Raw genomic sequence first — 23,867 nt, 5'->3', positions numbered from 1 at the left:
CTGGGGCGGCCGCGACTGGGCCGCCTCAGCCGGGGGAGCCGGCCTCAGCCGCCGGCCGGCGGGTTGTCCTTGCCGCGCCGCTTGAGGTAGCGCTCGAACTCGCGGGCGATCGACTCGCCCGAGGCCTCGGGGAGGTCGGCCGTGTCCTTGGCCTCCTCGAGCTGGTGGATGTAGGCGGCCACCTCGGGGTCCTCGGTGGCGAGCTCGTTCACCCCGCGCTCCCACGCCTCGGCGTCCTCCGCGAGCTCGTTCGTGTCGAGCGGGATCTGGAGCAGCTCCTCGATCCGGTGCAGGATCGCGAGCTGGGCCTTCGGGGAGGGGGCCTGCGCCACGTAGTGGGGGACTGCCGCCCACACGGACACGGTCGGGGTCCCGTGGTGGTCCGCGGCGTCCGCGAAGACGCCCACGATTCCGGTGGGCCCCTCGTACTGGGACGCCTCGAGGTTGAGGCGCTCGCGCACGTCGTCGTTCTCGCTGGTGGCGGTCACCGGGATCGGCCGCGAGTGCGGCACATCGGCCAGGAGCGCGCCGAGGACGATCAGGTAGTCGACCTCGAGGTCGTCGAGGTACTCCACCAGCTCGTCCGTGAACGCCCGCCAGCGGTACGAGGGCTCGGTGCCCTGGACGAACACCAGGTCCACCGGATGGCCCTCCACGCGCGCCGTCGAGATCTTCGTGGTGGGCCACTTGATCCGCCGGCGCCCCGAGCCGGTCTGGCGCACGGTGGGCCGGGTGAACTGGAAGTCGTAGAAGTCGTCGGCGTCGATCGAGCCGACGCGCTGGGCCCCGAAGGCGCGCCGGAGGTAGCGCAGCGCATCGCTCGCGGCCTCGCCGGCGTCGTTCCAGCCCTCGAACGCGGCCAGCATCACCGTGACCCGCTCGCCCTCGGCAGGAACCGGGAAGAGGCCGGGGTGGGGAGCCGGGGCATCGGCGTCGAACTCGTTCATCGGTCCAGACTAACGCGCGCGCCCGTGCGGGCCCGGCCGGCACCCTAGACTGGTGCATATGCGTCTGCCGGCCGAGAATCCCGCCACCAGCCCTGCCCTCGGCAGTGTCGAGCCGCTGCGAGCCGTCCTGTGGGACATGGACGGCACGCTCGTGGACACCGAGCCGTACTGGATCACCGCGGAGCGCGAGCTCGTCGAGCACTTCGGCGGGGAGTGGACCCACGAGCAGGCGATGCGGCTTGTGGGCCAGGCACTGACCACCTCCGCGCGCATGCTCCAGGAGGGCGGGGTGCAGATGGGCGTGCGCGAGATCATCGACGCCCTCACCGGGCGCGTCGTCGAGCAGCTCGGGGCAGCCGTGCCGTGGCGTCCCGGCGCGCGGGAGCTCCTCGCGGCGCTGCGGGCCGAGGGCGTCCACTGCGCCCTCGTGACGATGTCCGAGAAGCCCATGGCGCACCGCATCGTCGACCACCTCCCGGAGGGGACGTTCTCCGCCATCGTCACCGGCGACTCGGTGAGCCGCGGCAAGCCCGACCCGGAGCCCTACGTCCGGGGCGTCGAACTGCTCGCGCAGGGCCTCCCGGGGCTCGCGCTGACCGAGTGCCTCGCCGTCGAGGACTCGACCCCCGGCGCCACCTCCTCCAACGCCGCCGGACTCGCCACCGTCGTCGTGCCGAACGCCCTCGCCGTGCCCGTCCACCTCGGGGTGGCGCACTGGGAGACGCTCGCCGGACGGACACCGCGCGACCTCGCCGCGGCCCTGGCGGCCTCCCTTGCCGGCACCACGGCCGGCGGTGCGGCATGAGCGGCAGCCACGAGTCCGGGGGCCGGCGCGAGGGAATCCCGCTCGGCCGGATCGCCGGCGTGCCCGTGGTCCTCGCCTACTCCTGGTTCGTCATCGCGGCCTTCACGGTCATCGTCTACGGCCCCACGCTCCAGCTGCGCCAGCCGCAGCTCGGGATCGGCGCGTACCTCGTGGCCTTCGCCTACTCGGTCCTCCTCCTGCTGTCCGTCCTCGTCCACGAGCTCGCCCACGCCCTCACGGCCCGCGCGTTCGGCTGGCCCAGCCAGAAGATCGTGCTCAACCTCTGGGGCGGCCACACACAGTTCGAGGCCTTCACCGCCACGCCGGCGCGCTCGGTCGCCGTGGCCCTCGCCGGCCCCGCCGCGAACTTCGTGCTGGCGGGCGCCGCGTGGCTGATCGTCTTCGGCGTCCACCTCACCGGCGTCGCGGACATCCTCGTGAACATCTTCATGTGGGCGAACTTCCTCATCGCCGTCTTCAACGTGCTCCCGGGCCTGCCGCTCGACGGCGGCCGCATCGTCGAGAGCGCCGTCTGGAAGGCCACGGGTTCGCAGGAGAAGGGCACCATCGCCGCAGGCTGGACCGGCCGCGCGATCGTCGCGGGGATCGTCTTCCTCGCAGTCGTGGTGCCGCTCGCCCAGGGGCAGCAGCTCGACCTGCCCTTCACCATGGTGACCCTCCTCGTCGCCGTCTTCCTCTGGCAGGGCGCCTCCGCGTCGATCCGGCACGCCGGGTTCCGCTCGCGCCTGCCCGAGGTGGTCGCCGGACGCCTCGCGCGCCCGGCCGTGGGGATCCCCAATTTCGCCAGCGTCGACGAGGCCGTGCGGGCCGGCGCGGAGGCCGGCGTCGCCGTCGTGCTCTGCTCACCCGACGGCAAGCCGCAGGGGGTCGTCGATCCGTCGGCGATCGAGCGCGTGCCCGCCCCCGCGAGGGCGACGACGCCGGTGACCGCCGTCGGCTATGCCCTCGCCCCGGGCGCCTACGTCCCGGACTCCGCGGCGGGCCAGGAGCTCATCCAGTACCTCGCGCAGCTCGCCGGCACGGAGTACGCCGTGGTCGACGCGGCCGGCCGGGTCACCGGGCTCCTGAGCCAGCGCGACGTCGTCGCCGTGATCTCCGGCCGGCCCCTGCGGCCGGCCAGGTAGCAGCCCATTTCACCGTTCCGCCGCGACGCGGCGGGACCAGAGAGGACCCCCATGAGCTTGAGCGCCCAGCCCGCCGCGGCGGACGGACCCACCGGTGCGGCGTACCGACGAGGCCCCTTCCGCGCCGGGGAGCGCGTGCAGCTGACCGACGAGCGCGGGCGGATGAACACCATCACCCTCGCCGAGGGCGGCGCCTTCCACACGCACAAGGGCTTCCTCAACCACTCCGAGATCATCGGCAGGCCGGACGGCTCCGTCGTGACGAACACCGCAGGCCACCAGTACCAGGCGCTGCGCCCGCTCCTGTCCGACTTCGTGCTGTCGATGCCGCGCGGCGCCGCGGTGGTGTACCCCAAGGACGCCGGCCAGATCGTCACGATGGCGGACATCTTCCCCGGCGCGCGCGTGGTCGAGGCCGGCGTCGGGTCCGGGGCCCTGTCGATCTCGCTCCTGCGGGCGGTGGGCGACCGCGGCTACCTCCACTCGTTCGAGCGCCGGCAGGAGTTCGCGGACATCGCCCGCGGGAACGTCGAGACCATCTTCGGCGGCCCGCACCCGGCGTGGCGGATCTCGCTCGGCGACTTCCAGGACGAGGTCGTCGCCGCGGAGGAGCCCGGCAGCGTCGACCGGGTGGTCCTGGACATGCTGGCACCGTGGGAGTGCCTCGAGGCCGTCGCCACCGTCCTGGCCCCGGGTGGGGTCTGGATCAACTACGTCGCCACCGCGACCCAGCTCTCCCGCACCGCGGAGGCGATCCGCGCCGACGGCCGCTTCACCGAGCCGGACGCCTGGGAATCGATGGTGCGCGGATGGCACCTCGAGGGCCTCGCAGTCCGCCCCGAGCACCGCATGGTCGGCCACACCGGCTTCCTCCTGACCACCCGCCGCCTCGCCGAGGGCGTCGCCCCGCTCGTGCGCAAGAAGCGCAACAAGGCGGAGTTCAGCGAGGAGGACCTCAACGCCTGGACGCCGGAGTCGGTCGGCGAGAAGACGGTCTCCGATCGGCGCCTCCGGCGCGTCGCCCGGGACGCCCGGGCCGGCAGCCCCGAGTCCTGACCACCCCGTTTCCACGCTGCGGAACCGCCATGTAACTGTTCGGTTTCCAAGGCCCGTCGGTGGGGTACGTGAGGTGCATGCCGCGCTAGTGTCGATGCAAGAGGGGAGTGGCTCCGGCGTCCGCGCCGGGCGCCCCGGCAGCCCGCATGGGCGGCACGGATCGAAGAGGACGTGGTTGCGATGGTGGAGAACGGACAGCCCGGCACCGGCCCCGAGGCGGTGCCCCCGTCGGCCCCGGCTGAGCAGCTGAGCATTGCCGAGCGCCAGATCAACGTGCTGCGGGACAAGCTGCGCGCCGTCGACCGTCAGCTCGCCGCCGCCACGGGCAACAATTCCCGCATGACGGAGATGCTCAAGACCGCCAAGGCGGAGATCGTGCGCCTCAAGGCCGCCCTCGAGCATGAGGGCCAGCCCCCGTACTCCTTCGGCAGCATCGTCCAGCTCAACCGCAGGCGCCCCGCCGGCGGCGCGTCCGCGGCCGTGACGGAGGAGAGCGTCGACGTCGTCACCAGCGGCCGGAAGATGCGCGTGGGCCTGAGCCCGCTCGTGAGCCTGGCGGAGCTCAGCGTGGGCCAGGAGGTGCTCCTCAACGAGGCCTTCGAGGTCGTTGCCGGGCTCGGCTACGAGCGCTCCGGCGAGCTCGTCACGATCAAGGAGCTCCTCGGCCAGGACCGGGTGCTCGTGATCGGCCGCGGCGACGAGGAGCGCGTGCTGCGGCTCTCGGGCCCCCTCCAGCTCGAGCGGCTCCGCGTGGGCGACGCCGTCTCGGTGGACAACCGGACCGGGTACGCGCTGGAGAAGGTGCCGCGGTCGGAGGTCGAGAACCTCGTCCTCGAGGAGGTGCCGGACATCAGCTACGCGGACATCGGCGGGCTCGCGTCGCAGATCGAGCAGATCCGCGACGCCGTCGAGCTGCCGTTCCTGCACCCGGACCTCTACCGGGAACACGGACTCAAGGCTCCCAAGGGCATCCTGCTCTACGGCCCCCCGGGGTGCGGGAAGACCCTCATCGCCAAGGCCGTGGCGAACTCGCTCGCGGCGCGCGCCATGGAGCGCGCCGGCAGCGCGGACGTCAAGAGCTACTTCCTGAACATCAAGGGCCCGGAGCTGCTCGACAAGTACGTGGGCGAGACGGAGCGGCACATCCGGCTGATCTTCTCGCGTGCGCGGGAGAAGGCCTCCGACGGCAGCCCGGTGGTGGTGTTCTTCGACGAGATGGACTCCCTGTTCCGCACCCGCGGCACCGGGGTCTCCTCGGATGTCGAGACCACAATCGTGCCGCAGCTGCTCAGCGAGATCGACGGCGTGGAGCGGCTCGACAACGTGATCGTCATCGGCGCCTCCAACCGCGAGGACATGATCGACCCGGCGATCCTCCGCCCGGGCCGGCTCGACGTGAAGATCAAGATCCACCGCCCGGACGCCGAGGCCGCCGCCGACATCTTCTCGAAGTACCTCACCGAGGACCTGCCGATCCACGCGGCGGACCTCGCCGAGTGCGGCGGGGACCCCGGCGCCACGGTGGCCACGATGATCCAGCGCACCGTCGAGGCGATGTACGCCACGGACAAGTCCACGGAGTACCTCGAGGTGACGTACGCGAATGGGGACACAGAGATCCTCTACTTCAAGGACTTCAACTCCGGCGCCGTGATCCAGAACGTGGTCGACCGCGCCAAGAAGGCCGCGATCAAGGAACTGCTCATGACCGGCGCCAAGGGCCTCCGCATGGACCACCTGCTGCGGGCCGTGGCCGACGAATTCCGCGAGCACGAGGACATGCCCAACACCACCAACCCCGACGACTGGGCGCGCATCTCGGGCAAGAAGGGCGAGCGCATCACGTACATCCGGACCATCGTCCAGGGCAAGGGCGGCGCCGAGCCCGGCCGGACCATCGAGACGACCCCCAGCACGGGCCAGTACCTGTAAGGGGGAGCAGTGAGCAGCGACCCGAGCCCCGGCCTCGCGGCCGGGGGAACCCAGCGCGTCATGGGCTCCGAGACGGAGTTCGGCATCCATGCGCCGAACTCGCCCGGAGCCAACGCCACCTACCTGTCCTCGCAGGTCATTGCCGCGTACGCGCGGCTGACCCGCTCGGCGAGCCGCGCCGAGACCGGGTGGGACTACACCGACGAGACGCCCCTGCGCGACGCGCGGGGCTTCTCCGTCGCGCGGTCGGAGGCCCATCCGGACCAGCTCACGGACGCCGAGCCCGTCCTCACCGCCGAGGCGGTGGCACTGGCCCACGGGCCCGCGGAGATCGAGCTCGACGGCGACCAGGAGCCGGCGCTGATGAACCTCGTGCTAGGGAACGGGGCCCGCCTGTACGTCGACCATGCCCACCCCGAGTACTCGAGCCCCGAGGTGACCAACCCCCGCGATGCCGTCCTCTGGGACGTCGCGGGGGACGCCGTGGCCCTCGCCACGGTGCGCACCCTCGCCGAGGACCAGGCCCGCGGCCCCATCAACCTCTACAAGAACAACACCGACGGCAAGGGCGCCTCCTACGGCTCGCACGAGAACTACCTCGTGCCGCGCTCGGTGCCGTTCTCCGACCTCGTCCGGGGGCTGACCCCGTTCTTCGTCTCCCGCCAGCTCGTCTGCGGCGCCGGGCGCGTCGGCCTCGGGCAGGACGGCAAGGGTCCCGGCTACCAGATCAGCCAGCGGGCCGACTACTTCGAGGCCGAGGTGGGGCTCGAGACCACCATGCGCCGCCCCATCATCAACACGCGGGACGAGCCGCACGCGGTCGCGGACAAGTACCGCAGGCTCCACGTGATCATCGGGGACGCCAACGTGAGCCAGGTGGCGAACTACCTCAAGTTCGGCATGACCGCCCTCGTCCTGAGCCTCATCGAGGCCGGCAGGGCACCGCAGGTGGAGGTCCACGAGCCCGTCTCCGCCCTCCACCGGCTCAGCCACGACACCTCCCTGGGGGAGAAGGTCCGCCTGCTCGACGGCCGCCACGTCACCGGGCTCGAGCTGCAGTGGATGTACTTCGAGGCGGCGGCGAAGCTCGCGGCGGACTCCGGCGTTGCCTCCGCCGACGGCGGCGACGGGCACACCGCCGAGGTCCTCGCCCGCTGGGAGCGGGCCCTCACCGACCTCGGAGGGGACCGCGACGCGGCCGCCGGCTACGTCGAATGGCTCGCGAAGCTGCGGGTGCTCGAGGGCTACCGCACCCGGGACGGCCTCGCGTGGGGCGACGCGCGCCTCGGCCTCGTGGACATCCAGTGGTCGGACGTGCGGCCCGAGCGGGGGATCGCCCTGCGGCTCGCGGCCCGGGGATCGCTCGAGACCCTGGTCGATGCCGGGTCCGTCACCGCCGCCGTCGCCGAACCGCCGCCCGACACCCGGGCCTGGTTCCGGGGCACGAGCATCAAGCGGTTCCCCGGCTCCGTGGTGAGCGCCAGCTGGGACTCGGTCGTCTTCGCGACCCCCGGAAGCTACCGGCTCCAGCGGGTCCCCACCCGCGAGCCCCTGCGGGGGACCAGGGCCCTGACCCAGGGGCTGTTCGACGAGCACGCCCGCATCGAGGACTTCCTCGCGGCCCTGCTCGGGGAGCGCAGGACGTAGGGCGCGGCAGGGCGTCCGACACCGCGGCCGCCACCCGTGACACGCGGCCGAAAGGTGACAGTATAGGGACCAGAAGGATCCAGACCCGGCGCCCTCACGGCGCCCGACGCAAGGAGGCGGCCATGGCCGGTCAGGAGCAGAAGAGCACGCAGCCGCGGGGCGAGGACGAGGCCGTCGAGGTCGACGTCCCGGCCCCCGCGGCACCGGACGCGGCGGCGCAGGACACCGCCAGCACCCAGGGCGTCGACGACCTCCTCGACGAGATCGACGGCGTCCTCGAGACCAACGCCGAGGAGTTCGTGCGGGGGTTCGTCCAGAAGGGCGGGCAGTAGGACCCAGATGAACGACTTCCTCGCCGAGCGTGTCGTGTCCGCCGCCACTTCATCCTTCACCGAGCACGTGGCAGCGACCCGGCCGGACCTCCTCCCCTTCCACCGGAGCCTGCCGGCCGACGCCTCGGCGGCTGCCCCGCGTGCCACCACGATCGTGGCCCTCGCGTTCGCCGGCGGCGTCATCATGGCGGGGGACCGGCGGGCGACCATGGGGAGCATGATCGCCAGCCGGCACATCGAGAAGGTGTTCCCAGCGGACCGCTTCTCCGTGCTCGGCATCGCGGGGACGGCGGGCATCGCCATCGACATCGCCCGCCTGTTCCAGGTCGAGCTCGAGCACTACGAGAAGATCGAGGGGACCCTCCTGAGCCTCGAGGGCAAGGCGACGCGTCTCGGCGCGATGGTGCGCGGCAACCTCCCTCTGGCCCTCCAGGGGCTGGCTGCCATCCCCCTGTTCGCGGGCTTCGACCTCGAGACGGCCGCGGGGCGCCTGTTCTCCTACGACGTGACCGGCGGCCGCTACGAGGAGCTCGAGCACCATTCGGTCGGCTCCGGCTCGGTCTTCGCCCGCGGGGCCCTGAAGAAGCTCTGGCGCCCCGGCCTCGCCGAGGACGACGCCGTGCGGGTCGCCGTCGAGGCGCTCTACGACGCCGCCGACGACGACTCCGCCACCGGAGGGCCCGATCCGGTCCGGCAGCTCTGGCCCGTGGTCTACACGGTCACGCGCCTCGGGAGCCGGCGCGTCGCCGAGCGGCAGCTGGCCGCCATCGCCAGCGGAATCATCGCGGAGCGCAGTGTCGCTGGACGGGAGGCCTGAGCATGACCCAGCAGTTCTACGTCTCACCCGAACAGCTCATGAAGGACCGGGCGGACTTCGCCCGGAAGGGCATCGCCCGCGGCCGCTCCGTCGTCGTCCTGAGCTGCCGGGAGGGGATCGCCCTCGTGGCCGAGAACCCGTCCCCCTCGCTGCACAAGATCGGGGAGATCTACGACAAGATCGCCTTCGCAGCCGTTGGCAAGTACAACGAGTTCGAGAGCCTGCGCCAGGCCGGGGTGCGGTACGCCGACGTCCGCGGCTACTCCTACGACCGTGAGGACGTCACCGGCCGGGGCCTCGCGAGCGTGTACGCCCAGAGCCTCGGCGCGGTGTTCACCGCCGAACAGAAGCCCTTCGAGGTCGAGCTCACCGTGGCCGAGGTCGGCAGCGACGTCGAGGGCGACCACCTCTTCCGGCTGACGTTCGACGGGTCCATCGCCGACGAGCGCCGCTTCGTGGTGATGGGCGGCGCCGCCGAACGCGTCGCCGAGGGCGTGATCGACGGCTGGACGGCCGAGGCAGACTTCCCGGAGGCCATCCGGCTTGCCGCCCGTGCGCTCCGCGAGGACCGCACCGAGCCGATCACGCTCGAGGTCGGAGTCCTCGACCGCGACTCGGAGTCGACCCGCGGCGCGCGCCGCGCCTTCCGCCGGATCGGCCCGGACGAGCTCGCGGGCATGCTCGACGGCCGCGCGGAACGGCAGGGCTGAGCATGGACCGGCGCATCTACGGAGTAGAGACCGAGTTCGGCATCGCCTACTCGAGTCCCCAGGGCCGTCCCCTCGCGCCGGAGGAAGTCGCCCGGTACCTCTTCCGCAAGGTCGTCAGCTGGGGCAGGTCCTCGAACGTGTTCCTGGCGAACGGCTCGCGCCTGTACCTCGACGTCGGCTCGCACCCCGAGTACGCGACCGCGGAATGCGACGACGTGGCGCAGCTGGTCGCCCACGACAAGGCGGGGGAGCGGATCCTCGTCGACCTCATTGCCGAGGCCGAGCACCGCCTCGCGGAGGAGGGCTTCGACGGCCGCGTCTACCTCTTCAAGAACAACACCGACACGGCAGGCAACTCGTACGGCAGCCACGAGAACTACCTCATTCCCCGCCGCACCGAGTTCTCCCGCCTGGCCGAGGTGCTCATTCCGTTCCTCGTCACCCGGCAGCTGCTCTGCGGAGCGGGCAAGGTGCTGCGCACCGCCCAGGGCCCCGTCTACGCGTTCTCCCAGCGTGCGGACCACATCTGGGAGGGACTGTCCTCGGCCACCACGCGCTCCCGGCCGATCATCAACACGAGGGACGAGCCGCACGCGGACGCCGAGCACTACCGCCGCCTGCACGTGATCGTCGGCGACTCGACGATGTCCGAGACGACCACGATGATGAAGCTCGGCACCGTGGACCTGGTGCTGCGGATGATCGAGGCCGGCACGATCATGCGCGACGCCCGGATGGAGAACCCGATCCGGAGCATCCGGGAGATCTCCCACGACCTCACCGGCAAGGCCCCGGTGCGCCTCGCGAACGGGCAGCAGTCGAGCGCCCTCGCCCTGCAGCAGATGTACCTCGAGAAGGCGCAGGAGTTCGTCGCGGCGAACGGGGCCCACACCCCGCACATCGAACGCATCCTCGACCTGTGGCAGCGCACTCTCGAGGCGGTCGAGTCGCAGGACACGCGCGCGATCGACACCGAGGTCGACTGGGCGATCAAGAAGAAGCTCATCGACCGCTACTGCAGCAGCCACGACGTGGACCTCGACTCCGCCCGCGTGGCCCAGCTCGACCTGACCTACCACGACATCAGCCCGGACCGCGGCCTGTTCTACCTGCTCCAGCGCCGCGGCGCTGCAGCCCGGGTCGTCGACGAGGCGGCCATCGCGGGCGCCGTCGCGAACCCGCCGCAGAGCACGCGGGCCCGCCTGCGGGGCCGCTTCGTGAAGGCTGCCCAGGCCGCAGGCGTGGACTACACCGTGGACTGGGTCCACCTCAAGCTCAATGACCGGGCCCACCACACGATCCTGTGCAAGGACCCGTTCGCCAACGAGGACCCCCGCGTGGACGAGCTGCTCGACAGCCTCAGGCCCTTCACAGGCTGACCCGGTAGGCTTGTGGGGGCCCGCGCGGCCCGTCCGCCGCCACACACCCGTGGCGGGATCCCCCACAGGAAGTTGACCAGTGCGCCGTCTCATCGCCCTGCTGCTGCCGCTCGCCCTGTTCGTGGCCGGCTGTGGCAGCTCAGCCCCGTCCTCCTCGGACCCCACGCCCTCCAACGCCGGGCAGGTCGCAGCCCTCGACCAGCTCAAGGTCACCCCCGGCGACAAGGCGCCGAAGGTCGACTTCCCGAAGCCCCTCGCGGTCAAGGACGAGACGATCAAGATGGTCCAGGCCGGCGACGGCCCCGCGGCGAAGGCCGGGCAGACCGTCGAGATCGGCTACGTGGCCCTCAACGGCGGTGACGGCTCGGTCCTCGAGGACACCTTCAGCAAGGGCACCTCCGAGAAGGTCGAGCTCTCCGACCAGCTCAAGCAGGGCAGCTCGGTCGTGTACAACGGCCTCGTCGGGGCCAAGGTCGGCTCCTACCTCGCCTACGCGACCCCCGCCCAGTCGGCCGGCGAGAACCCGGAGTCGGCGGCGTCGACCCTCCTCGTGATCAAGATCCTCTCGGTGAAGGACACCCCCACTGCCCTCAGCAAGCCCGAGGGCGATGCGGTGACCAACCTCCCGGCCGGCCTTCCCAAGGTCTCCGTGGACGGCAAGGGCGTCCCGCAGATCGACGTCAAGGGTGCCGACAAGCCCAAGGACGTCGTCGCGCAGGACCTCATCACGGGCCACGGGGACAAGGTCAAGGCCAGCGACACCATCGTTGCCAACTACGTCGGCGTGAACCTCTCCGACGGGACCAAGTTCGATTCGAGCTACGACAAGGGCCAGCCGGCCACCTTCAGCCTCCAGGGCGTCATCCCCGGCTGGACGAAGGGCCTCACGGGCAAGACGGTCGGCTCGCGTGTGCTCCTCGTGATCCCCGCGGCCCAGGCCTATGGGGACCAGGGCCAGGGCCAGGCCAAGGGCGACCTCGTGTTCGTCGTCGACATCCTCGGCATCAAGTAACCCACCACATCCACCTCAGGAGGCACCATGTCCTTCGGACAGCGCCAGTACGACCGCAGCAAGCCCGAGATCGAGTTCCCCGAGGGCGAGACCCCGGCTGAGCTCAAGATCGTCGACCTCATCGAGGGCGACGGCCGCGAGGTCGTCGCCGGGGACACCGTCTCGACCCACTATGTCGGCGTGGCCTGGTCCACCGGCGAGGAGTTCGACGCCTCCTGGAACCGCGGCACCCCGCTCGACTTCCGCGTCGGCGTCGGCCAGGTCATCCAGGGCTGGGACCAGGGACTGCTCGGCATGAAGGTCGGCGGCCGCCGCCGGCTCGAGATACCCTCCGACCTCGCGTACGGTTCCCGTGGGGCCGGCGGGGCCATCAAGCCCAACGAGGCCCTCATCTTCGTCGTGGACCTCGTCGGCGTCCGCTGACCCGGCCGCCCTCGGCGCGCGCACTGCGGGCGGCGACCAGCCTCGGCTGGTCGCCGCCCGTTTCGGTCTAGGCTCTTCACTGTGTCCGAAGCCAAGACCTCGCGCCTGCTGAACCTCCTCATCGCCCTGCTCCACACCGAGCTCGGGATCTCCCGCGAGAGGATCCTGCGGGACGTCTACGGGCACACCCCGCTCTCCGCGGACGCCGCGGAGGCCGACTCCGAGACCGAGGCCGTCCTACGCAAGTTCGAGCGCGACAAGGCGGACCTGCGGGCCATGGGCGCGGTCATCCTCGAGGAGATCGGCTACGAGCGCATGGAGAGCGACGAGGAGGTCGCCAAATACCGGATCGACCCCGCGGGCTTCCGGCTGCCGCCCCAGCGCTTCAGCGCGGAGGAGTCCACATGGCTGGCCCTCGCCGCGCTCGCGTGCGACGACGCGGTGGCCGGCGCCGATGCGCAGCGCGCACTCCGGCGGCTCGAGGCGGCGGGCGCCCTGCCCGAGACGCCGCCGTCGCAGGTGCAGCCCCGGGTGCGGCTCGACACCCACTGGGTGGCCCTGACCGACGCGGCGGCGCGCGGCGCCGAGGTCACCTTCGACTACCACGCGACCAGCACGGGAGAGACACGCAGGCGGCGGGTCCAGCCGTGGGGGCTCGGCCAGCGCTACGGGCAGTGGTACCTCGCCGGCAACGACCTGGACCGCGGCGGACTGCGGGTCTTCCGGCTCTCCCGCATCCACGGCACCGTGGCCGCAGGGGAGCCCGGCACCTTCGAACCGCCCGGTGAGGGCGCCGTCCGGGACGCCCTCAACGGGTTCGACGCCCTCGCCGAGCGGCGGGCGAGCCTCCTCATCGCGGAGGACCGCGCGCTGGACCTCCGCCGGCACTGGGAGCCGGCCGGCGCGGGGCCTTCCGGCTGGGACGCCGGCGAGTTCCCCTTCCGCGACGTCTCCGTCGCCGCCGAGCGGCTCGCAGGCTTCGGCGACGCGGTGAAGGTCCTCGGGCCCGAGGACCTCATCGACGAGGTCCTCGGACGGCTGCGCGGCGCCCGGGAGGCCATCGGGTCCGACGGAGCGGCCGAGACGCCCGGACAGAGGCCGGGCCGTCGGATCACCACCGGCCAGGAGCGCCTCGAACGGCTCATGGACCTCGTGCCGTTCCTCCTCTCCGGTCCCGTCACGGTGCAGGAGATCGCCGAGGAGTTCGGCCTGACGCGGAAGGCCGTGCTGCGCGAGCTCGAGCTCCTCAGGGACGCCGGTCCCATCGACTCCGCCGGCTTCCAGAGCTACATCGAGATCTCGGTGGACGACGACGTCGTGACGGTCGCGAACGCCGAGGAGCTCTCGCGCCCCCGCCGGCTCAGCCCCGGAGAGGCCGTGGCCCTGCAGCTCGGCCTCAAGGCCCTCCTGCCGCTCGCGGATGCGGCGTCGGCCGAGGCCATCCTGCGCCTCGCCGACAGGGTCGGCGCGGCAGCGGTCGAAGGCGGCCGGGCCCTGCCGGAGGTGGACCTGCGGTCCGAGCCCCAGCACAATGCGGACCTCGTCCCGGTGCTCGCGGAGGCGGCCGTCGCAGGCCGCACCCTCCGGCTGCGGTACCTCAATCCGACCAAGGACGAGGTCACCGAACGGCTCATCAACCCGCTCGGGGTCTTCTCCGACGCTGACCGGTGGTACGTCAACAGCTACTGCCACCGTGCCGGGGACCGCCGGGTCTTCCGCATCGACCGGATCGAGGCGGTGGAGGCGGCCGAGCCCCTGCCGCTGCCCGAGGGATTCGAGCCCGGGGACGGATCCCTGTTCATGCGCCGGCCGAGTGACCTGGAGGTGACGGTGCGCCTCGCCCCCGAGGCCCGCTGGGCGGAGGCGAGTTTCGACGCCCACGACGGAACGGATCTTGAGGACGGAAGCCGCCGGGTCCGCCTCACAGTCCTCGACCTGGCCTGGCTGCCCTCCTTCCTCGCCCAGTTCGGCGGCGCCGCGGCCCTGGAAGGCCCGGCCGCCGCCGTCGAGGCCGCCCGAGCCTGGTTCGACCGGGCACTGGCACTGTACGGGGCCGCCGCGGCGACCCGATAGGCTGGGTCCCGTGCCGTGGTGGTCGTGGATCCTCATCTGGGTGGCCCTGGTGGCCTGCACCCTCGTCGTCCTCCTGCTGGGCGGGATCTACCTGTTCCGCAAGGGCATGGCGGTCCTGCGCAGCGCCTCCGCGGACCTCGAGCGGGTCACGGCGCGGCCCGCGGCAGGCGGGACGACGGACGACGCCGGCCCCGCCGCCGTCGTGCGCGTCCCCGGCAGTGCCGTGTTCGCCGACCCGGAACGCCTGCGCGAGGAGTACGAGCAGGGACGCGAGCAGCGGCGCCTCGACCGGCGTGACCGGCGGGTGGCACGGCGGCGCGAACGGGGCCAGGCGCAGTCCCTCCGCGACCTCGGCCTCAACTAGACTTGTACCAACGAAAGGATTCCCGTGGGACGACTCTTCGATGGCCCCTGGCCCATCGTCATCATCATCATCGTGGCGCTGCTCCTGTTCGCCGCTCCGAAGCTGCCGGCCATGGCACGCAGCCTCGGGCAGTCGATGCGCATCCTCAAGTCCGAGGTCAAGGAGATGAAGAACGACGGCAAGGACACCACGGCCTCCGGCCAGTCCGCCTCCTCCGGCGCCGAGCAGCCCGTCGAGGGCAAGGTCATCCCGCCGAAGGGCGCTGGCCGGGCCGACGGGGACGCCGGTCCTTCCTCGCACGCCTGAGGTGGCCGCCGGGAAGGGGCGGAAGGCCAACCCCGAGGGGCGGATGCCCCTCCTCGAGCACCTGCGGGAGCTGAAGAACAGGCTCATCAAGGCGGCCATCGGTGTGGCCGTCGGCGCGGTGGCCGGCTGGTTCCTGTACGACCCGATCCTCCGGGAGCTCGAGAAGCCGGTCGAGAACATCGCCCACCAGACCGGCGGGCTCTCCTCGGTCAACTTCTCCACGATCGCCTCGCCGTTCGACTTCAAGCTCCAGCTGGCCATCCAGATCGGCCTGGTCATCTCGAGCCCCGTCTGGATCTACCAGGTCTGGGCGTTCATCATGCCCGGGCTGACCGCCAAGGAGCGCAAGTACACGCTCGGCTTCATGGTCGCCGCGGTACCCCTGTTCCTCGCCGGCGTCTGGGTCGGCTGGAGCGTGGTGCCGCAGGTGGTGCGCGCGCTCACGCAGTTCACGCCCGCGGGCTTCTCCAACATGATCGACGGGCGCGAGTACATCGACTTCGTCACGCACATGCTCCTCTTCCTCGGCGTGGCATTCCTCGTTCCGGTCATCCTGGTCGGGGTCAACATGGCCGGGATCCTGCCCGGCAGGACCATCCTCAAGGCGTGGCGCATCACTGTGTTCCTCGTGTTCGTCCTCGCCGCCGTGGCGGCGCCCGGGGCGGACGCGATCTCGATGTTCATGCTCGCCATCCCGCTCCTGGGGCTGTTCTTCGCCGCGATCGGGGTGTGCATGGCCAACGACCGGCGCCGGGCCCGGCGCATCGAGAAGGTGGCGGCGGAGACCGACGCCATCGCGGACACCCCCACCTCCAGGGCGGACCTCGAGAACCTCTGACCCCTGCGGCGGACTAGGCTGGACCCATGTCCACCCCCGCCGAGAGCCTGTCACCGGCCGAACGCTACGCCGCGGACGCGAGGCGCAGGGCGTTGGCCAAGACTGAACTGGGAGCCTTCGCCGCCACGGTGGACTTCCCCCTCGATCCGTTCCAAGTCGAGGCGTGCCGTGCCCTCGAGGCGGGACGCGGCGTCCTCGTCGCGGCACCCACCGGCGCCGGCAAGACCATCGTCGGCGAGTTCGCGATCCACCTGGCCCTCCAGCAGGGCCTGAAGGCGTTCTACACGACGCCGATCAAGGCGCTCTCGAACCAGAAGTACGCCGAGCTGTGCGCCATCCACGGCGTTGAGCGGGTCGGGCTCCTCACCGGGGACACGACCATCAACGGCGAGGCGCCCGTGGTCGTGATGACCACCGAGGTCCTGCGGAACATGCTGTACGCGGACTCCGACACCCTCGCGGGCCTGGGCTACGTGGTGATGGATGAGGTCCACTACCTCGCCGACCGTTTCCGCGGGGCCGTGTGGGAAGAGGTCATCATCCACCTCCCGCGCGACGTCCGGCTCGTCTCCCTCAGCGCCACCGTCTCCAATGCGGAGGAGTTCGGCGCGTGGCTCGACACGGTCCGCGGCGAGACGGAGATCGTGGTCTCCGAGCACCGGCCAGTGCCCCTCTGGCAGCACGTCCTCGTGGGGCGGCAGCTCGTGGACCTGTTCGCGACGAGGCAGTCCTTCGAGGCCCTCGCGGACGTCCACGACCGCGACGCCGGGGCGCGCGAGGCGGGGGAGCCGCCGTCGGCCCCGCCGGGCGCGGTGCCCCGTGCCGAGGCCAGCGTCTCCGGGATCACCGCGGTCAACCCGGAGCTCGTCGAGCTCGGCCGCCGCGAGTCGCAGCAGCTCTACCGCGGCCGGTTCGGGCACGGCGGCCGCGCGCGCCGGCGCGAGGAGCGCCAGCGGGGCGAGAAGCAGTCCCCGCGCACCGGCCGGCCCGGCGACGCGCCGCCGCTCCCGGGGACACGGGCAAGCCGTCCCCAGATGGTCCAGGCGCTCGAGCGCCGCGGACTCCTGCCCGCCATCGACTTCATCTTCTCCCGGGCCGGGTGCGATGCCGCCGTCCAGCAGTGCCTCGATGCGGGCCTGGACCTGACGACTCCCGCCGAGAAGGCCGAGATCACGGCGGCGGTCGAGGCCTCGGCCGCCGACATCCCGCCCGCCGACCTGCCGGTGCTGGGCTTCTGGGCCTGGCGCGAGGGGCTCCAGCGGGGCCTGGCCGCCCACCACGCAGGCCTCCTGCCCACCTTCAAGGAGACGGTCGAGAAGCTGTTCGCCGCCGGGCTCGTCAAGGTCGTGTTCGCGACGGAGACCCTCGCCCTCGGCATCAACATGCCCGCGAAGAGCGTGCTCATCGAGAAGCTCGAGAAGTTCAACGGCGAGGCCCACGTCGACATCACCGCGGGGGAGTACACCCAGCTGACCGGCCGCGCCGGGCGGCGCGGGATCGACGTCGAGGGGCATGCGGTGGTCCAGTGGCGCCCGGGGCTCGATCCCTCCGCCCTGGCGGGCCTCGCCTCCCGCCGCACGTATCCGCTGAATTCGAGCTTCCGGCCCACCTACAACATGAGCATCAACCTCGTGGCGCAGTTCGGCCGGGAGCGGGCACGCGAGATCCTGGAGAGCTCCTTCGCCCAGTTCCAGGCGGACCGCTCGGTGGTCGGCCTCGCCCGGCAGGTGCGCAGCCGCGAGGAGTCGCTCGCCGGCTACGAGAAGGCCATGACCTGCCACCTCGGGGACTTCACCGAGTACTCGAGGCTCCGGCATGAGCTCTCCGAAGCCGAGAAGGCAGCCTCCCGTCAGGCGGGCCGCGCCCGGCGGTCCATGACAGTGGACTCGCTCGCCCGCCTCGCCCCGGGGGACGTCGTGGAGATCGGGCAGGGCCGGCTCGCCGGCAGCGCGGTGGTGCTCACCTCGGACCCGAACGGCCGCGAGCCGAGGCCGCAGGTCCTCACCTTCGACCGGAACATCCGCCGGATCGGCCTGCACGACGTCGACGGCCCCCTCGAGCCGATCGCGCGGATCCGGATCCCGAAGCACTTCGACGCGAAGAGGCCCAAGGACCGCCGCGACCTCGCTGCGTCCCTGCGGCACGCGACCGAGCGGGCACGCCTCGAAGGCCCCGACGCGGGCGCCCAGGGACGCCGGTCCCGGCGGGACTTCGCGTTCGCGGGCGGCTACCAGGACACCGAGAAGCGCATCACCGATCTCCGCCGCCAGCTCCGCACGCATCCGTGCCACGGCTGTGCCGAGCGCGAGGACCACGCGCGCTGGGCCGAGCGCTGGATCAAGCTGCGCCGCGAGACCGACCGCCTGGTCGAGCAGATCCAGGGACGCACCAATACGATCGCGAAGACCTTCGACCGGGTGTGCGAGGTCCTCGAGTCCTACGGGGCCCTGGCCCAGGGCGCCTCCGGTCCAGAGGTCACGGCCTTCGGGCAGCAGCTGCGCCGCATCTACGGCGACAAGGACATGCTCACCGCCCTCGCGCTGCGCGAGGGCGCCTTCGACGACGTGGACTCGGCCGAGCTCGCCGCGCTCGTGAGCGTGCTCGTGTACCAGGCGAAGCGCGAGGAGCGCGGCCTCACGCCCAAGATGCCCAGCATCTCCCTCGACGTCGCCGTCGACGTCGTCCTACGCGAGTGGTCCCAGCTCGAGGACGCGGAGGAGCAGCACCGGCTGCCGCACACGTCCGAGCCGGACTTCGGCCTCGTCTGGCCCATCTACAAGTGGGCCCGCGGCCGCGAGCTGCAGAACGTCCTCTCGGGCACCGAGCTCGCGGCGGGCGACTTCGTGCGGTGGGTCCGGCAGGTCATCGACCTGCTCGACCAGCTCGCCGACGTGCCCGGGACGGACCGGCGGCTCTCGCGGCTGTGCCACGAGGCGATCGGCCTCCTGCGCCGCGGCGTGGTCGCGTACTCGACGCTCTCCGACTAGAACACCTCACCAGCAAGGACACCGCGAACGATGCAAGGGGACCCATCCATGCCCGAGGAGCGCGCGCTCACCCTGTACCGCAACGGCTCGGTCTACTCCGCCGCCGACCCGTTCGCCTCGGCGATGCTGGTGGACGGCGGAACCGTCGCCTGGGTCGGATCAGAGCAGGCGGCCGCCTCCCTCGCCGACGACCGGATGACGGTGGTGGACCTCGACGGGGCACTCGTGGCGCCGGGCTTCGTGGACTCGCACGTGCACGTGGCGGACACCGGCCTCGCGCTCTCCTCGCTGGACCTTTCCGCGGCCGCCTCGGCGGCGGACCTGCTTGACGCTGTGGCGCGGGCGGCGGAGGGGCTGCCCGCCGACGCCGTGCTGCGCGGCCACGGCTGGGACGAATCCCGATGGGCTGACCCCGCACTGCCGGGCGCCGAGCAGCTCGCGCGGGCCGCCGGCCGACGCCGCACCTTCCTCACGCGGGTGGACGTCCACTCGGCACTCGTCTCCCCGGACCTCGCCGGCGGCGGCACCGCCGGGGAGACCGCCCTCGTCGTCGGCGACGCGCTGCACGCTGCCAGAGCCGGAACGCGCCCGTCCGCCCCGGAGGAGCTGGGGCGCCTGCACCGGCTGGCGCTGCGCCACGCCGCCTCCCGCGGCTACGTCGCGCTCGTCGAACAGGCCGCGCCCCAGCTGGGCGGCGTCGAGGACCTGAGGCTCCTCCTCGGCCGTGGGACCGCCTCGGAGCCGGAGGTGATCGCCTACTGGGGCCAGGCGGTCTCCTCGCCGGACGAGGCCCGGGCGGTCCTCGAGGGCCTCGGGGTCCCCGTGCGCGGCCTCGCGGGCGACCTGAACATCGACGGCTCGATCGGCAGCCGGACCGCGCTGCTGGAAGCGGACTACGACGACGCCCCGGGCCACCGCGGCACGGCCTTCCTGACGGCCGAGCAGATCGGTGCCCACCTCGCGGCCGTGTCGGAGATCGGAGTCCAGGGAGGCTTCCACGTGATCGGCGACGCCGGCCTGCAGCTCGCACTCGACGGCTTCCGGCTCGCAGCGGAGCGGGTGGGGCAGCACGCTGTGCGCGCCGCCGGACACCGGCTCGAGCATGTCGAGATGGCCGGCGACGCCGAGGCCGCCGCCCTCGCCGAGTATGCCGTCACGGTGAGCGCCCAGCCCCTCTTCGACACCGCCTGGGGCCACCCAGGCGGCCTGTACGAGCAGCGCCTCGGCCGCCGCCGCGAGGGGATGAACCCGTTCATCCGCTTCTACTCGGCCGGCGTCCCCCTGGCCTTCGGCTCCGACTCGCCGGTCTGCGCGCTCTCGCCGTGGGAGAGCGTCCGCGCGTGCCTGACGCACTCGGACCCGTCCCAGCGGATCTCGGCCCGCGCAGCGTTCCTCGGGCACACGCGCTCCGGATGGCGCGCCGTCAGGCACCCCAACCCCCTGATGGGACAGTTGGTCCCCGGCGCCCCCGCGAGCTTCGCAGTCTGGCGCGCCGACGAACTCATGGTGCAGGTCGCGGACGAGCGGGTGCAGGCCTGGAGCACCGACCCGAGGGCCCGCACCCCGCTGCTTCCGGCGCTGGACACAGAGCAGCTGCCCGAATGCCTCCTCACGGTGCACGAGGGGCGCCAGCTGTTCAGCAGCGGAGCCGTGGCGCCCGGACATCGGGGCGCCTGATCGACGCGACTCCCGGCAGCCTCCGGGGATCGGCCCTCATCGGCGGCAACACGAGAAACCGCAGATGAACAGACGGTTGACACGTGAGTATGACCCCGTAGGATCGAGGACAACGGGTGTGAACTGCCCGGTAGGGCCCGGTTCACCGAGCATTCGGGGGATTAGGCGTCACGACAGGCCCGTGCGTCCGTAGAAAACAGTCCGGGGGACCGACCAGCTGCCGGCCCCGCGCGACTGGCCCGAAGACGCACGGGCTTGTCTGTTCCCCGGAATCCCCGAGCGGCCCGGATCGGCTGGCTATAATGGGCTCTTGCGCCTTCGAGGCGCTTGACGACCCCGCCCCGAAAGGCCCACTTCGTGCGCATCCTGACGATCATTCCGACGTACAACGAGCTCGATTCGCTGCCCAGAACCCTGGGCCGGCTGCGGGCGGCCGTTCCGGCGTCGGACGTCCTCGTCGCGGACGACAACAGCCCCGACGGCACCGGCGCCCTCGCCGATCGGATCGCGGCCGAGGATCCCCAGGTGCACGTGATGCACCGGCGCGGCAAGGAGGGTCTCGGCGCGGCGTACATCGCCGGGTTCCGCTGGGCCCTCGAGCGCAACTACGACGTCATCGTGGAGATGGACGCGGACGGCTCGCACCAGCCCGAGCAGCTCCCGGCGCTCCTGTCCGCCGTCGAGGACGGCGCCGACCTCGTCATCGGCTCCCGGTGGGTTCGCGGCGGGTCCGTGGTGAACTGGCCCTTCTACCGCCAGCTCATCTCCCGCACCGGCAGCACCTACGCCCGCCTCATGCTCGGCCTCGGGCTGCGCGACATCACCGCGGGGTACCGCGCCTTCCGGCGCGCCACACTCGAGAAGCTCGACTTCGACTCGATCGAGTCGAAGGGCTACGGATTCCAGGTCGACCTCGCCTGGCGCGTGGCCAAGATGGGCCTCTCCGTGGTCGAGGTGCCCGTGACCTTCGTGGAGCGTGAGCTCGGCAGCTCCAAGATGAGCGGCAACATCGTCGTCGAGGCCATGATCAACGTGACCCGCTGGGGCCTGCGGGAGCGGTGGTCCCAGCTCACACGCCACGGCCGGCAGCGCTAGGCGCCTGGCGGCCGCACCCGGACACAGGAGGAGGGCGGGAACCTGAACGGTTCCCGCCCTCCTCCTGTGTCGTGTGTGCGGCCGGATGCCGCGCCCGCGGCGACGGTGCGGGCGTCAGGCGCCGCGCTTGCTCCGCAGGAGCTCGAGGCGGTCGGCCAGGATCTGTTCGAGCTCGGGGATCGAGCGGCGCTCGAGGAGCATGTCCCAGTGCGTGCGGACAGCCTTCTCGTTCGTGTCAGTGGGACGCTCTCCGTCGACCAGGAACGCCTCCTTGCCGGTCTTGGAGGTCCAGACCGGAGGGATCTCCGCCTCGGACGAGAAGGTGACGAACACCTGCTCGCCGTCCTCGCAGCGGTACTCGACGCGCTGGCGCGGTGCCGGCTCGACGCCCGCCTCCGTCTCCATGGACTGTGCACCCAGGCGCATGCCGCGCAGGCTGCGGTCGCTCATCTCTTCTCCCTCGCGTTCTGCCGGACCTGGAAGGGGCCCGACCCCTATGCCAACGCGTGCCAGGGCAGCGGTGTTCCCACCCACCGGTCTGCACGCTCTCTTGACCGACCTCCCATTATAGGCGAGTCCCGGGCGCGGCGGCCGCCGCGCTAGTGCTGGGGCCCGTCCTCGCCGGGGAGCGGGCCGGGCTCCACGGGGCCGACCGGATCGCCCTCGAGCGCCCCGAGGCCCCGGTGGACACCGTGGCGGAGGATCCCCTGGGCCTCGGCGTCCAGCTCCGAGGGCTTGGCGGCCTCCTCCTCGAAGGCGCGGGCATCCTCCTCGAGCCGGTCGGCGGACTCCTCGGGCGAGGCACCGACGGCCCCGGCGGGCCGTGCCCGCTCGGAGCCCCCTGTCTGGGACACGTTCCCGAGCACGCCCCCGATGCCCTTGAGGGCCTCGCCGATCTCGCTGGGGATGATCCACAGCTTGTTCGAGCCGCCCTCCGCGATCTTCGGCAGGGTCTGGAGGTACTGGTAGGCGAGCAGCTTCTGGTCCGGGTTGCCCTGGTGGATCGCGTCGAAGACCTTCTGGATCGCCTGCGCCTCACCGTCGGCCTTGAGCACTGCGGCCTTGGCCTGGCCCTCGGCCTTGAGGATCTGGGACTGCCGCTCGCCCTCGGCGGTGAGGATGGCCGACTGCTTGGTGCCCTCGGCGGTGAGGATGGCCGCGCGGCGGTCACGCTCGGCGCGCATCTGCTTCTCCATCGAATCCTGGATCGAGTGCGGCGGCTCGATGGCCTTGAGCTCCACGCGGGAGACCCGCAGGCCCCAGCGGCCGGTGGCCTCGTCGAGCACACCGCGCAGCTGGCCGTTGATCTGGTCGCGGGAGGTGAGCGCCTCCTCGAGGTTGAGGCCGCCGACGACGTTGCGGAGCGTCGTGATGGTGAGCTGCTCGACCGCCTGGATGTAGTTCGCGATCTCGTATGTCGCCGCACGCGGGTCCGTCACCTGGAAGTAGACCACGGTGTCGATCGAGACGACGAGGTTGTCCGAGGTGATGACCGGCTGCGGGGGGAAGGACACGACCTGCTCGCGCAGGTCGAGCAGCGGCAGCAGCCTGTCGACGAACGGGATGAGGAGCGTCAGGCCCGGATTGAGCGTGCGCTGGTACTTCCCGAGCCGCTCGACGACGCCGGCCCGCGCCTGCGGGATGATCCGCACAGAGCGGCCGAGCACTGTGCCCACGAACAGGATGACGACGATGACGACCACGAGCAGAAGGATGCTTCCGGCGTCCATGGTGTTCCCCCTTGACTGGTAGTGGTGTGCCTAGCTTCGGTAGGGCGACGTGGTGCCGCTGGGGGCCACGACGGCGGTGGCGCCGTCGATCGCGACGACCTTGACGACGTCGCCCGGGAGGAACTCGCCGCGCTCCGCGCGGGCCGTCCAGACGTCGCCGCCGATCTTGACCAGCCCGCGGGCGGAGTCGACCGGCTCGACCACGGTGGCCGGCGCGCCGACGAGGCGGTCGACGTTGGTGCGGACATCCTCGATGGAGGGGCGCATGTGCTTGACGGCGACGGGACGGACGAACGCGATCATGGCCACGGACACGGCCGCGAAGACGAGACCCTGGAGCCAGGCAGGGCCGCCGAGGAGCGCTGTGACGAGGGCGGCGAGCGCGCCGCCGGAGAGCATGACGAACACGAGGCTCAGACTGAGCATCTCGATGCCCCCCAGCACGAGCGCGAGCACGAGCCACACCATCCAGGCGTTGTGTTCGAACCAGTCCATCCCGCCCCTCCTCGCGCACGCCCCTGTGCTCCCACACTAGCCCAGCGCACCCTGCACGGGGCCGTCTGGCCGATTGCGGTTCAGCAACCGGGCGGCA

Annotated in this window: 22 protein-coding genes; 18 read left to right on the top strand and 4 right to left on the bottom strand. The window is 71.8% G+C overall.

What is annotated here, in order from left to right; genetic code table 11:
- Positions 1-44: 44 nt before the first annotated feature.
- Positions 45-947, bottom strand: coding sequence for a PAC2 family protein (locus tag ACYVKZ_RS10350; RefSeq protein ID WP_307007660.1), 903 nt, complete (start codon positions 945-947; stop codon positions 45-47).
- Positions 948-1,005: 58 nt separating this feature from the next.
- Between ACYVKZ_RS10350 and ACYVKZ_RS10345 the strand changes: the two genes are divergently transcribed.
- The 18 genes from ACYVKZ_RS10345 to ACYVKZ_RS10260 all read left to right on the top strand — a co-directional run bounded on the left by ACYVKZ_RS10345 (position 1,006) and on the right by ACYVKZ_RS10260 (position 21,545).
- Positions 1,006-1,752, top strand: coding sequence for an HAD family hydrolase (locus tag ACYVKZ_RS10345; protein ID WP_460992163.1), 747 nt, complete (start codon positions 1,006-1,008; stop codon positions 1,750-1,752).
- Complete coding sequence (locus ACYVKZ_RS10340; protein ID WP_460992161.1) at positions 1,749-2,897, top strand: site-2 protease family protein; 1,149 nt, start codon at positions 1,749-1,751, stop codon at positions 2,895-2,897. Before ACYVKZ_RS10345 ends, ACYVKZ_RS10340 begins: the two co-directional genes overlap by 4 nt.
- Before the next feature lie 51 nt (positions 2,898-2,948).
- Positions 2,949-3,953, top strand: coding sequence for a tRNA (adenine-N1)-methyltransferase (locus ACYVKZ_RS10335; protein ID WP_460992159.1), 1,005 nt, complete (start codon positions 2,949-2,951; stop codon positions 3,951-3,953).
- Between the two features lie 180 nt (positions 3,954-4,133).
- Positions 4,134-5,885 carry a proteasome ATPase gene (arc, locus tag ACYVKZ_RS10330; RefSeq protein ID WP_460992157.1) on the top strand — a complete coding sequence of 584 codons (1,752 nt, stop codon included), beginning with the start codon at positions 4,134-4,136 and terminating at the stop codon, positions 5,883-5,885.
- 60 nt (positions 5,886-5,945) lie between these two features.
- Entirely contained in the window at positions 5,946-7,532 is a 1,587-nt protein-coding gene (dop, locus tag ACYVKZ_RS10325; protein WP_460992450.1) for a depupylase/deamidase Dop, read from the top strand.
- Positions 7,533-7,654: 122 nt separating this feature from the next.
- Positions 7,655-7,864, top strand: coding sequence for a ubiquitin-like protein Pup (locus ACYVKZ_RS10320; RefSeq protein ID WP_307007666.1), 210 nt, complete (start codon positions 7,655-7,657; stop codon positions 7,862-7,864).
- Between the two features lie 7 nt (positions 7,865-7,871).
- Positions 7,872-8,681: a proteasome subunit beta gene (gene prcB, locus ACYVKZ_RS10315; protein ID WP_460992154.1), complete on the top strand. Its 810-nt coding sequence runs from the start codon at positions 7,872-7,874 to the stop codon at positions 8,679-8,681.
- A gap of 2 nt (positions 8,682-8,683) precedes the next feature.
- Positions 8,684-9,391, top strand: a complete 708-nt coding sequence (gene prcA, locus ACYVKZ_RS10310) for a proteasome subunit alpha (RefSeq protein WP_460992153.1) — start codon at positions 8,684-8,686, stop codon at positions 9,389-9,391.
- 2 nt (positions 9,392-9,393) lie between these two features.
- Positions 9,394-10,770, top strand: coding sequence for a Pup--protein ligase (gene pafA / locus ACYVKZ_RS10305; protein ID WP_460992151.1), 1,377 nt, complete (start codon positions 9,394-9,396; stop codon positions 10,768-10,770).
- Positions 10,771-10,849: 79 nt separating this feature from the next.
- Positions 10,850-11,782: an FKBP-type peptidyl-prolyl cis-trans isomerase gene (locus ACYVKZ_RS10300; protein ID WP_460992149.1), complete on the top strand. Its 933-nt coding sequence runs from the start codon at positions 10,850-10,852 to the stop codon at positions 11,780-11,782.
- 27 nt (positions 11,783-11,809) lie between these two features.
- Positions 11,810-12,205, top strand: a complete 396-nt coding sequence (locus tag ACYVKZ_RS10295) for an FKBP-type peptidyl-prolyl cis-trans isomerase (RefSeq protein ID WP_460992147.1) — start codon at positions 11,810-11,812, stop codon at positions 12,203-12,205.
- A gap of 81 nt (positions 12,206-12,286) precedes the next feature.
- Positions 12,287-14,278 (top strand): helix-turn-helix transcriptional regulator, encoded by a 1,992-nt coding sequence (locus ACYVKZ_RS10290; protein WP_460992145.1) that lies wholly within the window; start codon positions 12,287-12,289, stop codon positions 14,276-14,278.
- Between the two features lie 10 nt (positions 14,279-14,288).
- The gene (locus ACYVKZ_RS10285) at positions 14,289-14,642 is read left to right on the top strand and encodes a hypothetical protein (protein ID WP_460992143.1); all 354 of its coding nucleotides are present in this window, start codon (positions 14,289-14,291) and stop codon (positions 14,640-14,642) included.
- 24 nt (positions 14,643-14,666) lie between these two features.
- A complete protein-coding gene (tatA, locus tag ACYVKZ_RS10280) occupies positions 14,667-14,948 on the top strand; it encodes a Sec-independent protein translocase subunit TatA (protein ID WP_460992141.1) in 282 nt (93 codons plus the stop codon).
- 43 nt (positions 14,949-14,991) lie between these two features.
- The gene (tatC, locus tag ACYVKZ_RS10275; RefSeq protein ID WP_460992449.1) at positions 14,992-15,786 is read left to right on the top strand and encodes a twin-arginine translocase subunit TatC; all 795 of its coding nucleotides are present in this window, start codon (positions 14,992-14,994) and stop codon (positions 15,784-15,786) included.
- Between the two features lie 26 nt (positions 15,787-15,812).
- Complete coding sequence (locus ACYVKZ_RS10270; RefSeq protein ID WP_460992139.1) at positions 15,813-18,773, top strand: DEAD/DEAH box helicase; 2,961 nt, start codon at positions 15,813-15,815, stop codon at positions 18,771-18,773.
- 48 nt (positions 18,774-18,821) lie between these two features.
- Complete coding sequence (locus tag ACYVKZ_RS10265; protein WP_460992137.1) at positions 18,822-20,450, top strand: amidohydrolase; 1,629 nt, start codon at positions 18,822-18,824, stop codon at positions 20,448-20,450.
- Between the two features lie 357 nt (positions 20,451-20,807).
- Positions 20,808-21,545 (top strand): polyprenol monophosphomannose synthase, encoded by a 738-nt coding sequence (locus ACYVKZ_RS10260; RefSeq protein ID WP_460992135.1) that lies wholly within the window; start codon positions 20,808-20,810, stop codon positions 21,543-21,545.
- Positions 21,546-21,659: 114 nt separating this feature from the next.
- Here ACYVKZ_RS10260 and ACYVKZ_RS10255 read toward each other — a convergent pair whose 3' ends face one another.
- From ACYVKZ_RS10255 to ACYVKZ_RS10245, 3 genes are all read right to left on the bottom strand, one after another.
- Complete coding sequence (locus ACYVKZ_RS10255; RefSeq protein WP_307007688.1) at positions 21,660-21,995, bottom strand: RNA polymerase-binding protein RbpA; 336 nt, start codon at positions 21,993-21,995, stop codon at positions 21,660-21,662.
- Between the two features lie 149 nt (positions 21,996-22,144).
- Positions 22,145-23,275, bottom strand: coding sequence for an SPFH domain-containing protein (locus tag ACYVKZ_RS10250; protein ID WP_460992133.1), 1,131 nt, complete (start codon positions 23,273-23,275; stop codon positions 22,145-22,147).
- 30 nt (positions 23,276-23,305) lie between these two features.
- Complete coding sequence (locus ACYVKZ_RS10245) at positions 23,306-23,770, bottom strand: NfeD family protein (protein WP_310076530.1); 465 nt, start codon at positions 23,768-23,770, stop codon at positions 23,306-23,308.
- Positions 23,771-23,867: the final 97 nt, after the last annotated feature.

It is taken from the genome of Sinomonas soli (assembly GCF_054782415.1).
Note: the sequence above shows the minus strand (reverse complement) of the source record. Positions and strands in the feature narration are given on the sequence as shown.

What these genes read in the sequence shown, in the direction of transcription:
- ACYVKZ_RS10350 (WP_307007660.1), bottom strand. Translation starts at nt 947, where the DNA reads ATGAACGAGTTCGACGCCGATGCCCCGGCTCCCCACCCCGGCCTCTTC.
- ACYVKZ_RS10345 (WP_460992163.1), top strand. Translation starts at nt 1,006, where the DNA reads ATGCGTCTGCCGGCCGAGAATCCCGCCACCAGCCCTGCCCTCGGCAGT.
- ACYVKZ_RS10340 (WP_460992161.1), top strand. Translation starts at nt 1,749, where the DNA reads ATGAGCGGCAGCCACGAGTCCGGGGGCCGGCGCGAGGGAATCCCGCTC.
- ACYVKZ_RS10335 (WP_460992159.1), top strand. Translation starts at nt 2,949, where the DNA reads ATGAGCTTGAGCGCCCAGCCCGCCGCGGCGGACGGACCCACCGGTGCG.
- arc (WP_460992157.1), top strand. Translation starts at nt 4,134, where the DNA reads ATGGTGGAGAACGGACAGCCCGGCACCGGCCCCGAGGCGGTGCCCCCG.
- dop (WP_460992450.1), top strand. Translation starts at nt 5,946, where the DNA reads ATGGGCTCCGAGACGGAGTTCGGCATCCATGCGCCGAACTCGCCCGGA.
- ACYVKZ_RS10320 (WP_307007666.1), top strand. Translation starts at nt 7,655, where the DNA reads ATGGCCGGTCAGGAGCAGAAGAGCACGCAGCCGCGGGGCGAGGACGAG.
- prcB (WP_460992154.1), top strand. Translation starts at nt 7,872, where the DNA reads ATGAACGACTTCCTCGCCGAGCGTGTCGTGTCCGCCGCCACTTCATCC.
- prcA (WP_460992153.1), top strand. Translation starts at nt 8,684, where the DNA reads ATGACCCAGCAGTTCTACGTCTCACCCGAACAGCTCATGAAGGACCGG.
- pafA (WP_460992151.1), top strand. Translation starts at nt 9,394, where the DNA reads ATGGACCGGCGCATCTACGGAGTAGAGACCGAGTTCGGCATCGCCTAC.
- ACYVKZ_RS10295 (WP_460992147.1), top strand. Translation starts at nt 11,810, where the DNA reads ATGTCCTTCGGACAGCGCCAGTACGACCGCAGCAAGCCCGAGATCGAG.
- tatC (WP_460992449.1), top strand. Translation starts at nt 14,992, where the DNA reads ATGCCCCTCCTCGAGCACCTGCGGGAGCTGAAGAACAGGCTCATCAAG.
- ACYVKZ_RS10270 (WP_460992139.1), top strand. Translation starts at nt 15,813, where the DNA reads ATGTCCACCCCCGCCGAGAGCCTGTCACCGGCCGAACGCTACGCCGCG.
- ACYVKZ_RS10265 (WP_460992137.1), top strand. Translation starts at nt 18,822, where the DNA reads ATGCCCGAGGAGCGCGCGCTCACCCTGTACCGCAACGGCTCGGTCTAC.
- ACYVKZ_RS10255 (WP_307007688.1), bottom strand. Translation starts at nt 21,995, where the DNA reads ATGAGCGACCGCAGCCTGCGCGGCATGCGCCTGGGTGCACAGTCCATG.
- ACYVKZ_RS10250 (WP_460992133.1), bottom strand. Translation starts at nt 23,275, where the DNA reads ATGGACGCCGGAAGCATCCTTCTGCTCGTGGTCGTCATCGTCGTCATC.
- ACYVKZ_RS10245 (WP_310076530.1), bottom strand. Translation starts at nt 23,770, where the DNA reads ATGGACTGGTTCGAACACAACGCCTGGATGGTGTGGCTCGTGCTCGCG.